Source organism: Paenibacillus filicis (assembly GCF_038070315.1).
GTDB classification, from domain to species: domain Bacteria; phylum Bacillota; class Bacilli; order Paenibacillales; family NBRC-103111; genus Paenibacillus_G; species Paenibacillus_G filicis.
Map to the genome: position 1 here is coordinate 525,948 of NZ_JBBPCC010000001.1, position 13,253 is coordinate 539,200.

The 13,253-nt window shown below is 54.2% G+C and carries 10 protein-coding genes; 2 read left to right on the forward strand and 8 right to left on the reverse strand.

The annotated features are described in order from the left end of the window. Positions 1–32: 32 nt before the first annotated feature. Both mutM and polA read right to left on the reverse strand, forming a co-directional pair. Positions 33–884: a DNA-formamidopyrimidine glycosylase gene (gene mutM, locus WMW72_RS02450; RefSeq protein ID WP_341413809.1), complete on the reverse strand. Its 852-nt coding sequence runs from the start codon at positions 882–884 to the stop codon at positions 33–35. Between the two features lie 68 nt (positions 885–952). Then, on the reverse strand, positions 953–3,754 hold the full coding sequence (gene polA, locus WMW72_RS02455; RefSeq protein WP_341413810.1) for a DNA polymerase I: 2,802 nt from the start codon (positions 3,752–3,754) through the stop codon (positions 953–955). Between the two features lie 121 nt (positions 3,755–3,875). On the opposite strand from polA, the gene WMW72_RS02460 reads away from it, so the two are divergent. After that, positions 3,876–4,649, forward strand: a complete 774-nt coding sequence (locus WMW72_RS02460) for an HAD family hydrolase (protein WP_341413811.1) — start codon at positions 3,876–3,878, stop codon at positions 4,647–4,649. A 22-nt stretch (positions 4,650–4,671) separates the two neighbouring features. Here the strand turns inward: WMW72_RS02460 and WMW72_RS02465 are convergent, their stop codons facing one another. The 6 genes from WMW72_RS02465 to WMW72_RS02490 all read right to left on the reverse strand — a co-directional run bounded on the left by WMW72_RS02465 (position 4,672) and on the right by WMW72_RS02490 (position 11,036). Then, positions 4,672–6,459: a bifunctional diguanylate cyclase/phosphodiesterase gene (locus WMW72_RS02465; RefSeq protein ID WP_341413812.1), complete on the reverse strand. Its 1,788-nt coding sequence runs from the start codon at positions 6,457–6,459 to the stop codon at positions 4,672–4,674. 169 nt (positions 6,460–6,628) lie between these two features. Then, positions 6,629–7,288 carry a phosphate signaling complex protein PhoU gene (gene phoU, locus WMW72_RS02470; RefSeq protein ID WP_341413813.1) on the reverse strand — a complete coding sequence of 220 codons (660 nt, stop codon included), beginning with the start codon at positions 7,286–7,288 and terminating at the stop codon, positions 6,629–6,631. Between the two features lie 16 nt (positions 7,289–7,304). Beyond that, complete coding sequence (gene pstB, locus WMW72_RS02475; protein ID WP_341413814.1) at positions 7,305–8,078, reverse strand: phosphate ABC transporter ATP-binding protein PstB; 774 nt, start codon at positions 8,076–8,078, stop codon at positions 7,305–7,307. 3 nt (positions 8,079–8,081) lie between these two features. Next, entirely contained in the window at positions 8,082–8,939 is an 858-nt protein-coding gene (gene pstA / locus WMW72_RS02480) for a phosphate ABC transporter permease PstA (RefSeq protein ID WP_341413815.1), read from the reverse strand. Next, a complete protein-coding gene (gene pstC / locus WMW72_RS02485; RefSeq protein ID WP_423227510.1) occupies positions 8,936–9,772 on the reverse strand; it encodes a phosphate ABC transporter permease subunit PstC in 837 nt (278 codons plus the stop codon). The genes pstA and pstC overlap by 4 nt, the downstream gene beginning before the upstream one ends. A 328-nt stretch (positions 9,773–10,100) precedes the next feature. Further along, positions 10,101–11,036, reverse strand: coding sequence for a phosphate ABC transporter substrate-binding protein (locus WMW72_RS02490; RefSeq protein ID WP_341413817.1), 936 nt, complete (start codon positions 11,034–11,036; stop codon positions 10,101–10,103). A 215-nt stretch (positions 11,037–11,251) separates the two neighbouring features. Here WMW72_RS02490 and WMW72_RS02495 point away from each other — a divergent pair, with 215 nt between their 5' ends. Continuing rightward, positions 11,252–13,246, forward strand: coding sequence for a methyl-accepting chemotaxis protein (locus WMW72_RS02495; RefSeq protein ID WP_341413818.1), 1,995 nt, complete (start codon positions 11,252–11,254; stop codon positions 13,244–13,246). The last annotated feature ends 7 nt before the right edge of the window (positions 13,247–13,253 follow it).

The following is a 13,253-nucleotide window of genomic DNA, read 5'->3' on the forward strand; positions in this document are numbered from 1 at the left end:
TTACTATATGGGAGTTCTGGGCGGCTGGTGCATTATTTACGAATAATCCGTTGCTTCTTCGGCTTCTGGCAGTTCGGACAGAAGTGCGTCCCGCGTCCGGCTACAACTGTCTTCTCAATCGCTCCTCCACACCGGTCGCAGGCCTCTCCCTTGCGTCCGTACATGCGGAGCTGATGCTGGAACATGCCGGATTCACCTTGCCCGTTGACATAGGATTTGATCGACGAGCCTCCAACGGCTACGGCGCCCTGCAGCGTCGTCACGACCGCTTCGTGCAGCTTGGCCCATTCTGCGGCAGACAGCGTATTAGCCTCCCGTTCGGGATGAACGCCAGCCAGATACAAGGACTCATCCACATAAATATTCCCGAGGCCCACGATGTATTCCTGATTGAGCAGCAGCGGCTTAATCTTGGTCTTGCGCTTGTCCAGCTTGCTGCGAAATACCTCCAGCGTAAAGTTCTCGTCCAGAGGCTCCAGACCGAGCTTCACGAGCGGCTTCTCCAGCAGATCCTGGTCTTTATCGAAAATATGCATCGTGCCGAACTGGCGCACGTCCTTGTAACGCAGCTCGGTACCGTCTGTAAAATAGAAAATAACATGCGTGTGCGCCTCCACCGGCTCACCGGACGGATAGACGCCGTAACGGCCCTCCATCCGCAGATGAGAGACCAGCGTATAGTGATCAAGCATTAACCGGAGGAATTTCCCCCTCCGTTCTACGGAGCGGACCGTTTCCCCCGCCAGCAGCGCAGCGAACATCTCCGTGTCATCTGGCCGCTGAATAATCCGCGGAAGCGTCACCTTGACGCTCTCGATCTTCTTGCCCGCCACCAGCTGCTCCAGCGTGCGGCGGACGGTTTCTACCTCTGGCAATTCAGGCACTAGGAATCCTTCCTTTCTATATGAACGCAAGGAAACGAGCCTTACGGCCCGTCCCGCTTGCCCCTGTCCTACTTAGCTTCGTACCAGTTAACGCCGTCGTCGACGTCCACCTTGAGCGGCACGTCAAGCTTCAGCGCCGACTCCATCACCTCGGCTATCATCGCCTTCATCAGGTCAACCTCTTCCTCAGGCACCTCGAATACCAATTCATCATGCACCTGCAGCAGCATCCGGCTGCGGACGCCTTCCTCCAGCATCCGCTTGTCCAGCTGTACCATAGCGAGCTTGATAATATCTGCCGCCGTTCCCTGGATCGGCGTATTCATGGCCGTCCGCTCGGCGAACGAGCGCAGGTTGAAGTTAGAGGCCGTAATCTCCGGCAAATACCGGCGGCGGTTCAGCAGCGTCGTCACATAGCCGTCCAGACGGGCGCTCTTGACGATATCGTCCATATACTGACGGACGCCCTGGAAGACGGCGAAATACTGCTCGATAAACCTCGCCGCATCCTTCCGGGTAATATGCAGATTCTGCGACAAGCCATAGTCGCTGATTCCGTACACGATCCCGAAGTTAACGGCCTTGGCCTGGCGCCGCATATTGGAATCAACAGCGTCCTCGGACACCCCGAATACGTCCATCGCCGTCTTGGTATGAATGTCCATATTATCCCGGAACGCCTCGATCAGCTTCTCGTCCTGCGAGATATGGGCGAGTACGCGCAGCTCGATCTGCGAGTAGTCCGCCGTTACGATCCGCCAGCCAGGCTGAGACGGCACGAATACCTTGCGGATCTTGCGGCCCTCCTCCAGCCGGATCGGGATGTTCTGCAGATTGGGGAACTGGCTGCTGAGCCGCCCTGTTGCGGCGATCGTCTGCCGGTAGTACGTATGCACCTTGCCGGTGCCTGGGCGTACCTCCTTCAGCAGACCCTCTACATAGGTGGACTGCAGCTTCGCCAGCGTCCGGTAAAGCAGAATATGCCCGATCATCGGATGGTACGGCTCCAGCTTCTCCAGCACCTCAGCATCGGTCGAGTAGCCCGTCTTCGTCTTCTTCACGACCGGCAGCTGCAGCTTATCGAACAAAATCTCCCCGAGCTGCTTGGGCGAGTTGACGTTGAATTCCATCCCGACAGCAGCGTATACGTTCTGGATGATCTCTTCGATCCGCTTCCCGAGCTCCGCACCGTAAGCCTGCAGCTCTTCCTTGTCCACCTGGATCCCCTTGCGCTCCATCGAGGCCAGGACGACCGCGAGCGGAAGCTCCAGCTCGTAGAACAGCTGATGCATGGAGCTGGTCTCCAGCGCCTCCTCGAGCTTCGGAGTCAGCCGGTGCACAGCTGCGGCCTTCCGGCCCATGAATGCGCACAGTGCGTCTCGCTCAGGCAGCTTGAACTTCGCTCCCTTGCCGAATACGTCCTCGTCCGCCTGCAGAGCAGGCAGACCGTAGCGTGAGGTCAAGCCGCTCAGTGTCAGCGCAGACTCCGTCGGATCGAGCAGATACCCGGCCAGCAGCGCATCGAAGGCTACCCCGTGCAGCTCGATCTCTCTCCAATACAGCGCGATGATGGCACGATGCACATCATACACATGGATGGACTTGTCCTTGCTAGCCAGCCACTCCCGCACAGGAGCCGCGTCAGAAGACGCCAAAGCCTCATAGGGAACGTAATAGACCTTACCTTCATTTAACACAGAGTCCTCATCGGACGATTGGGACGAATCTGCCGCCGCATAGAAGGCGATGCCGAGCAATTCGGACGTGTGCGGGTTGTCCCCGATCGCTTCGACGTGCAAAGCGGTAACCGCAGGCAGCGCCTGAATCAGCTTGGACAGCCCGGCGGCATCCGCCGTCCATAGGCTTTCCACTTGTACGGCCTCTGCGGCCGTCCCGCCCTCCGTTTCCCCGGATTCTCCGCTGCCGACCCCATACAGATCCAGCCGCTCCAGCAGCGACTTGAACTCCAGCTTGCGGAATGCATCGGCGAGCTGACCCTTGTCGTAGCCACCGTAGACCAGCTCCGACAACGGGAAGTCCAACGGCACCTCGCGGTGGATGGTTGCCAGCTCCTTGCTCATTCGCGCGTCGTCAGCATGCGCCGCTACCTTCTCGCCCATCTTCCCTTTGATCTCGGCGGCATGCTCCAGCACCTTCTCCACCGAGCCGTATTCATGGAGCAGCTTAAGCGCCGTTTTCTCTCCCACGCCGGGAATGCCTGGAATATTATCGCTGGCATCGCCCATCAGACCCTTCAGATCGACGATCTGATGAGGCTGGAGCCCGTATTGCTTATCGATATGCGCCGGGTCGAACAGCTCGATCTCACTGATCCCCTTGCGCGTCAAGGCGATATTGACTTTCTCCGAAGCGAGCTGGAGCATGTCCTTGTCACCGGTCACGACAAGGGCCTCGTACTCGTCGCCGGCATCTACCAGCTTGGTAACCGTCCCGATAATGTCATCAGCCTCGAAGCCTTCCAGCTCATACTGGCGGATGCCGAAGGAGGTCAACAGCTCACGTAGCACCGGAAATTGCTCGGACAGCTCCGGAGGCGTTTTATCCCGGGTTCCTTTATACTCCGCATAGCCCTGATGACGGAACGTCTGCTTGCCCGCGTCGAAGGCAACCAGGAAGTGAGTCGGCTTATAATCCTCCATCAGCTTCAAAAGCATAGTCGTAAAACCATATAAGGCATTCGTATGAAGTCCCTTCGAATTGCTGAGCAGCGGCAGCGCGAAAAACGCGCGGTAAGCGATCCCGTTTCCGTCGATGACGATAAGCTTGGATTTGGACAACAAAGACACCCCATTCGTACATACTTTCCTGCTACCTCCATGATAGCATAGGAGCACCTTAGAAAAAAACATGGCAAAAACAAGCAGGAAGGAGGGGTGACCCGCCCTGCCGCCGCATAAAATGAATGGACTCGATCTTTTCCGGGCATGTCGCAGATAGAATGGGAGATGCCGGAAAATCGGAGGGATGACCGTGAATGAAACGATGCCGCTAAGCGGCAAGCAAGTGGTTTTCTTCGATGTGAATCAGACGCTGGTGCTGCAGGGGCTCAGCTTCGAGGGGTGCTTCCGGCAGGTATGGAGCCAGTATGCCGCAAGATGGAGCGCCGAGGAACCGGATGAGAGCGAGCAGCTGTGGCAGGCCTATATCAGCCGCTGGCATCAGCGCAAGAAGGCGAGGGCTACCTTCAAGCAGCTTGACGAGCTGCAGCAGCAGTGTCTGCAGGAAGCCTTCCTCGAGCGCAGGCTGCCGGTAGGTGGCGCGATGACCCGCGACTTCATGCATGAAGTGCTGCGGCTCCAGGTAGCCGCCAAGACCATGCCGCCGCGAACCCACGAAACGCTCTCCTTGCTGGCTCCCCGCTGCACGCTGGCAATCATCAGCAATAGCCCACGGGCCGAGGTGCTGCTGCTGCTGGAGCGCTTCCGGCTTCAATCCTTCTTCCCGCAGGAACGCGTCTATACGGCGACGAAGCCTGCGGACAAGAAGCCGTCCCCGGTGCTTTTCAAAACGGCGCTGAACGCCCTGAAGCTGGCTCCGCGCCAGGCCGTCATGGTCGGCAACTCCTGGAAGCATGATGTGTGCGGCGCCGTGAAGGTCGGGATGGACGCCATCTGGCTGCATGAGAACGGACGCGAGCACGTCCGGGATGACAAAAAAATAGCCCAGCAGCGGCTGGGCAAACGCAAGGTGTACTTGCTTAATCGCATTGATCAGATGCTTGAGCTGCTGCCTCCTTTTTCTTGAGACACCGCCCCGTAAGCAGCAATCAGGATTCAGGCATACCGATGAAGTCGCAGTAGTAAATGCTGCCTCGGTGTGCCTTGGATTTCTTTTTGAGTTGAGCGGCCGCCTGCGAGATCTGCTCGGTCGTCACATTGCGTCCCGTTTCGCAGATCACCAGCGAGAGAGACAGTGTCAGGCCCTCGCTCTCTACCCGGTTGCCGTCACGGTCCTCTACATAGGTCCAGTCTTCCGTCTCATAGAAAGCACTCACACCGCTGTCGAAATGGCGAAGAAGCTCGGCGCACAGCTTCTCGGGCTCACTGCTGGACGTTAACACAATAAAATCATCGCCGCCGATATGCCCGACAAAATCCGACTCCGTGCCCAGCAAGCGAACCGAGCGTCCCAGACATTCTGCCGTGTACTGGATCAGTTGGTCTCCTCTGTGGAAGCCAAAGCGGTCATTGAACCACTTGAAATAGTCCAGGTCCGCATAAACCACCGAGAAGTTTCGTCCTTCCGCAAGCCGCCGGTTCAGCTCCCGGTTGATCTGCAGATTTCCCGGCAGGCCGGTTAGCGCGTTGGCTACCCTTGCGTTTTCCATCTTCGCATTCGTAATACACTCCAGCATCGCCCGAATCGATACCGTCCCATGCATCTGGCCTTGCGCGGTCACGATGACCAGATCGTACAGATTGCGGATATCCCGTGACGTGGCAAGCCGCGATACGGTCTCCACTGTGGAATGCTGGTCCGCGATCAGCGGGCTGTCATCCATCAGCTGCTCAATCGGACGGTTCCAGAACAGCGAGTAGCCGTATTGTCCGGCGAGCTGCTGAAACAACCGTTCTCTCATGATGAGCCCGACGGGCACATTTCCTGTCGTAATAACGGCGCCCAGGGCCGTTTCTATCTTATTGAAATGATCGGCGACCACCGAGATTGGCGTCTTTACATCGAAGCACTGGCACGGAGTGGACAGGTCTCCGATATTGATCACATAGCTGATCGCATCCCGCCGCTTGCCATGCTCGAGCATGCGGCTGACCAGCTCACGCTCCACCTGGGCGGCTTGCGCCTGCGGTCTGCCGAGCAAGTAGCCCTGTCCGTAATGCACCCCCATTCCCGCCAGCTTCAGCAGCTCCTCCGGCTTCTCGATGCCTTCGGCCACCAGCGAGATGCCAAGCTTCTCCGCAAAGGTCAGCAGCGTCTCGATGATGCTTTCTTTGGTCTTGGACTGGTGAATGTTGCTGATCAGGGAGCGGTCCGCCTTCAGGAAGTCCGGTTGCAGCTCGGCGATCGCCTGAAGCGACGAGTACCCGGCCCCCGCGTCGTCGATGGCGATTCGGTAGCCCTGCTTGCGGTAATGCTCCAGCACCCGCCGGGCGGCGTCAAAATCATCGATTGAGCTGCGCTCCGTAATTTCCAGCACCACATTAGCCGGGGACAGCCCTTTTCGCTTGAGCAGCTCCAGCGTCTGTCCGGGGACGAACGACGGATCGTTCAAAATCTCCGCAGACAAATTCAAAAAAAGCAGCTGCTTCGGATGCGTCAGCACCGCATGGCTTATGGCACTCTCCCGCGCCAGTCGGTCCAGGGGGTACAGCAGCTGCTCGGCTGCAGCGAGTCCGAATAAGGACAACGGCCCTTCTAGCCCGCTCCCGCTCGGTCCGCGGGTCAAAGCCTCATACCCTCGGACGACTCCGTCGCTAAGCGAGACGATCGGCTGGTATACGGTATGTATGTTTTTCATGCGCAGTATATCAAGCAATTCTTCACGGAGCGCCTGACGATGCTGTGGCGTCCCGGTGTTGCCGCGCTCTGTGGCCATATGATCCCTACTCCTGGCAATCTAGTCTTAGCTACTTTTTTACTATAGCATAGGACTTTTATCTCCGTGTTAAATCTTACCACTCCCGATTGTAAATTTTCTGTAAACGTAAGCGAAACATAAAAACACACAACTCGTCAACGGAGCTGTGTGCTTCTATACGGACATATCAGATATTCAGATCCTTACGCTTGCCGGTTACCATGTAAATAACGCCTTCGCCGATATTCGTCGTATGATCCGCCACACGCTCCAGGAAATGCGCAGCCAAAATCAGCTGCGTGATTTGACGGTTCCTTACCAGCTCCGAGCCCATCAGCAGATGCAGCTCGTTGACGATTTCACTATAGAGCCTATCGACCTGATCGTCCTTCTCCGCCAGCGAGGAAGCACGATGTACATCCTTCTCCGTATAGGCGATCAGACTTTCACGGAGCATCTCGATCGTCAGCTCCGCCATTTTCGGAATATCCACCAGTGGCTTCACATGCTCCTGCGACCCGATGCGCAGGCAGATCTTGGCGATGTCCACTGCATGATCCGCGATTCTCTCCAGATCCGTAGCCATCTTGATCGCCATGCTGATGATACGGAGATCGCCGGCCATCGGCTGCTGCAACGCGATCAGACGAAGCCCATCCTCCTCAAGCTCCAGTGTGAGCTGGTCGATCACATCGTCCTTCTCAATGATCTGCTTCGCCGTCTGCTCATTGTGGTGCACCAGCGCACCGACTGCCTGCTGAATCGCTTCCTCCGTCAGCTTGGCAAGGACGAGCAGGTCCTCCTGCAATTTCTGAATCGTCTGGTGATAGTTAATTCTATTATCCATCTGCTGCCTCCCTGAATTAACCGAAACGACCGGTAATGTAATCTTCTGTGCGCTGATCCGTCGGATTGGTGAAGATTTTATCCGTTTTGTCCGACTCGACCAGTATTCCATTTAAAAAGAACGACGTGTTATCCGAAATACGGGCAGCCTGCTGCATGTTGTGCGTGACGATGATGATGGTGTACTTTTCCTTCAATACTTGGGTGAGCTCCTCCACCTTGAGCGTGGAGATCGGATCCAGCGCGGATGTCGGCTCATCCATCAGCAGAACATCGGGTTCTACGGCCAGCAGACGGGCGATGCACAGACGCTGCTGCTGTCCACCGGACAAGCCCAGGGCTGATTTGTTCAGACGGTCTTTAACCTCATCCCACAAAGCCGCTTGAACCAAGCTTTTTTCGACGATTTCGTCAAGTACGGATTTTTTCTTGATGCCGTGGATCTTAGGGCCGTACGCGATGTTTTCGTAGATGCTCATCGGGAACGGATTCGGACGCTGGAACACCATGCCTACCTTCTTGCGCAGGGAGACCACATCGGAATCTTGGCCGTAGATGTTCTGACCGTCAACGAAAATATTGCCGGTAATCCGCACATTGTCGATCAGATCGTTCATCCGGTTCAAGGTGCGGAGGAAGGTCGACTTCCCGCAGCCGGATGGACCGATCAAGGCGACTATTGAGTTATCCTCAATAGTCAGCCCGATATTATGAAGGGCATGATTCTCCCCGTAATACAAATTAAGCTGTTCTACTTTGATTTTTGTCTCGACCGGTGCTTGAACTGCCATAGGTTATTTGCCTCCCGATAATTTTTTGGACAACATGCGGCTTGGAATGCCGATCAGCAGGTTGAAAATCAAGACGATGATAAGCAGCAGCGCGGCGCTGCCTTTGGCGATATCCTTGGCATCCGGCACGATGGCTTCGGATTGGACATACCAGAGATGCACGGCCAGCGTCTCACCCATGCTGAGCGGGTTCAAGTCCGGGAAGAACCGGGATACCGACAGTCCCGCGGTATAGATCAAAATCGCCGATTCGCCGAGCGCTCTACCCGCTACAAGTGTTATACCTGTGATCAGACTTGGCAGTGCCGCGGGAAGCAACACGCGGGCAATCGCCTGCCAACGGGTCGAACCGAGAGCCAGGGAAGCCTCCCAGTACGATTCGGGCACTGCACGGATCGATTCCTCCGTCACACGGACGAGGACAGGAAGATTCAACAGCGCTAGCGTCGCGGCACCGCCCAGAATCGAGAATTTCAAGCCCATCCAGTTCACGAACAGCAGGAAGCCGAACAAACCGAATACGATCGAAGGAACAGAGGATAAAGCTTCAACCGAGATGCGAACTATATCGGTGAATTTGTTTTGCTTGGCATAGATCGATAAGTATACACCTGCTCCGAGTCCGATAGGGAGCGAGAACAGTAAGGATAAGAACAGGATATAGAAGGAGTTGAACACCATCGGCCCTACGCCGCCCCCGGCCTGAATCTCCGAAGGCTTGCCGGTAATGAAATTCCAGCTTAGCATATGTAGGCCATCGCCTAGAATGCGGTATAGAAACCAGAACAGAATGATCATGATGAGGAAGCCTGTTCCCCAGAAAAAATAAGTCGCTGCCCGGTCCGTCGTTCTGCTGGTCATTTCAGTTCACTCCTTTTTGCAACAAATCGAATGACGATGATGAGGGAGAGGGAAATTAACAGCAGCAGCAAGGCCATCAAGAACAGCGCATTGTTCCAGGTGCTTCCGAAATGAGTATTCCCCATATCCTTAACGATCGCCGTAGTCAGTACCGTTGCCGAATCAAGCAGTGACTTCGGCATCTGCGGAGAGTTACCGATGACCATGAATACCGCCATCGTCTCACCGATCGCGCGACCCATGCCGAGAATAATGCCCGTAATAATTCCCGGTCTGCAAGCCGGGATCAGAACCCGCCATATCGTCTGCCAGCGGGTGGCACCCAGCGCCAAGGAAGCTTCTTCCAGTCTGCCCGGGAGCGCGCGGATCGCATCCTCCGAGATGGCCAGAATCGTCGGCAGGATCATAACCGCCAAGATGATGGCCGCAGGCAAGATTCCGTAGCCGAAGCCCTCGTTAAATTGCGCCAGCCAGGGAACGATGACCGTCAGACCGATTAAGCCGTATACAACGGAAGGAATACCGACGAACAGGTCCGTAGCAGGACGCATGATTTCCCGCACCCATTTAGGGGCGATTTTCGCCATGAATACCGCTCCTGACAGCGCAAGAGGTACGGCGAAGATGACAGATAATCCGGTTAGCAACAAGGTGCTAAAAATAAAGGAAAAGGCGCCGAATTGATTTTGGCTGGGCGTCCAATCCAGCCCGAAGAAGAAATGAAACGGCGTAATGTCTGCAAATGTTTTGACACCTTGCACGCCGACAAAGGCAATGATGGAGAAGATAATCAGCGTTACCGTAACGGCGCTTGCGACGAATACAAATCTCATCAAGCGGTCCAACTGATTTTGGTAGCCTGTCCACCGATTATTCTTCGGGTTCCTTTCCTTTTCCGTTTTGTTCGTGTCTGTGAATTTCTCGGCTATAGTATTCAAGCCCGAACCTCCCTGCTACTGATTGTCTCTTAACTCCTATCCTAAGCGACAAATGTAATGACAGAACCAAAGAAATGTTAAGCTAATGTAAAATTTATATTTTTTTATCTGGGGATTCTGGTCTCGTCATATCCACGGCAAAAAGGCATGTGAATGATTAAACTCATCCACATGCCACTTTGATGTTATTCCGCCGGCTGGACGCAGCGGATTCTAGGAGGTCTTACTTCTTCAGCAAGTTGGCTGGCAGGAACTTAAGCTCTTCAACCTTCTTATCTTGGAACTCAGGGCTCATGATGTAATCGAGGAATGCTTTAGCCGCACCCTTAGCTTCGCCCTTCGTGTACATATGCTCGATACCGTACAGCGGGTATTTGCCTTCTTTGATTGTTTCTTTGCTGAACGCAACGCCGTCGAATTTAACAGCTTTGATCGTATCGTTCAGGTAAGGTGTGTCCACGTAACCGATCGAACCGGCTGTTTGACCAACCGTTGTAGCTACAGCGCCGCTGGACTCTTGCGTTACGCCGTCTTTCGTGAATTCTTTGCCGTCCAATACGATTTGCTTAACCAGCGTTTTCGAGCCGGAGCTGTCTGGACGATGAACGACGATGATCTTTTGATCTTTGCCGCCGACATCTTTCCAGTTTGTAATTTTACCCATGAAGATATCTGTCGCTTGCTGCTTCGTCAGGTTGTCTACGCTAACTTCCTTGTTCACGATAATCGCGAAAGGTGCGATAGCTACGATGTGGTCAACCAGACCTGCATCTTTATATTCAGGGCCAGCTGCAACGTCAGAGTTCCCGATGTCGGACGTGCCGCCGGCTACGTTCTTCAAGCCCGTGCCAGAACCGCCAGCTGTAGGGTTAATCGTTACTTTAGGGTTTTTCTTCATGAATTCGTCTGCTGCTGCTTTAACCAGAGGAAGCAGGGCGCTGGATCCGGAAGCTGTTACTGTGCCTGTAATTTCTTCGGTCTTAGGCGTTTCAGCAGGCGTGTTGCTCTTAGGTGCTTCTGCTTTAGGCTGGCTGGCATTGGTCGATCCATTCGCTGCTGGAGTCGGTTCTGCTTTCGTTCCACACGCGGACAATACCCCTGTTAAAAGTACAAGTACCATTGCAAATGTAAATCCTTTTTTCGATAACCGATTGAACATGTTCAGCATGTCCTCCCTTTTATGTTATATCATTCTCTCAACTCCTTAAGCATACCAAGCGTTTGTTAAGCGAAAACCTACGAAACGTAAACTGCATGTAAATTTTATTTTTCGTTTTATTTTTACAAAAGGCTAACAAAAGAAAGCTTTTCCATTAATACTTTAGCCCTATATTAGAAGACATAGATAGATCCTAAATTTGGAGGGGAAAAACCATGAAGCTGTTGAATCGTATGTCGATACGACAAAAGCTGCTGTGCGGACTGTCTGGTATGCTGCTGTTCTTTATAGCGGTCGCCTCGTTCAATCTGTACCAAGTGAACCAGATTCAGGCAGAGCTAGACACCCAAAACGATAAAGTAGATCTCAAGCTGATGGCACTGGAACTCAAGGAGATGGTCCAGGAGCTGAATATCATTGCTTCCGGCCTAGAGATCTCCAAGAATACAGATTTTATTCCTAAGTATAATGAGAAGCGAGCAACCTTCGAGCAGATGGTCAAACGCGTGGGAGAGACGGCCGATACCGACGAGAAAACCTTCTGGCGAAGCAAGCTCATTCTGTTGACCGGCGAATATACCAATACCTTTGACGTGGCCGCCAAAGTCATCAAGGACCCGAACCTTTCCAAAACCGATATCGAGAAAAATATGGAGTACCTCTACACGGAATCTCAGGCTTTGATGCACGAAATCTTTATATATGTGGATAACTTCTATAATTCTTACTCTGGGGATGCTGCCGTGGCTGTGGAGAACACACAGAACAAGCTGAATAGCACCGTTTACATCATGATCGCGGCAATCGTCGCTATTGTCTTGATCAGTTTGGCTATCGCCGCTACGCTGATCCGAGCGCTGATCCCTCCAATCCGCCGTCTTCAGTCGGCCGTCCAACTGGTAGCTTCTGGAGATCTGCGGGTCCGTGTGAACCATCAGGGGAATGACGAACTCGGGGCGCTAAGCCGGGATTTCGACCGGATGACGGAACAGGTTCAAGCGATGCTGACCAGCACGCAATCGATTGCGTCCTCCCTATCCTCGCACTCGAGCTCGTTCAAATCATTCTCAGGCTCAACGGCTAGCTCCAATAAAGAAATACTAAAATCCATTCAGGAAATCGCCGTCGGTGCCAGTCAGCAAGCCAGCTACATGGAGCTAAGCACCACCATCATCGGGGAGCTTTCTGAGCAAGTTCGCGGGATTTCCGCAGCGACAGAAACGATGCAGCAGAAGAACCGGATCGTGGCCTTTAATACACATACCGGCTCCAAATCGATGGATGAGCTGAGACAAGCTGCTCAGCACTCCGAGGGCGTGCTGCAGCAGGTGTTCGAGGCCATGAGTACCTTGAACCATAGCTCCTCACAGATCGGAAGCATCGTGGCCAGCATCTCCGAGATTTCGAATCAAACGAATGTGCTTGCCTTGAATGCAGCTATCGAAGCGGCACGCGCAGGGGTCCATGGCAAAGGCTTTTCCGTCATTGCCGAGGAGGTAAGGCAGTTATCCAGTCAGACCCGAGATTCTTCGAAGCAGATCATTCTCATCGTGGGGTCGCTGCAGAAGCAGATCAAGGGGCTGGAGCACAATCTCACGGAAGCGAAGGAATCGCTGGATCTCCAGAACGGCAAGATGAACGAAAATCAGGCGGCCTATAGCGAGATCAGACATTCCATGGACGAGCTCTCGGATCAGATCAGCTTGATTCACGAAAGCATGGCATCCATGGAAGGGAAAAATAATAAAATTGTAGAAACGATCCAGCACGTAGCGGCCATTGCCGAAGAAACGGCTGCCGGCGTACAGGAGGTCAGCGCATCCTCCCAGCAGCAGGACAGCGCTATTCATCAAATTGCCACGGAATCCGACGATATTCTGCAGCTTGCTCAGCAGCTCTTCGCCGAGATTAATCAATTCAAGATTACGGAGCTAACGGATGAGTCGGAAGCGGCGCTGCCCCCTTCCTCGCCTGCAGCGGGTAAACCGGAACCTGAACGTACGGCCTCCCCGATGAGCCAAGCAGAGCAAGAACAGCAAACCGCCGCTCATCCTGTCAACGAGAAGACCAAGGTGAAAGATCCGGCAGCAGCAGCGGACCCGTCGGCGGTACAAACCGAGCAGACGCACACCGAGGAGAACGGCGCAGATTCTAAGACGTCTGAGAAGGATAAAGAAAAAGAAGATGAGAAGAAGCTGCAGCTTGTGTAAGCGAGTC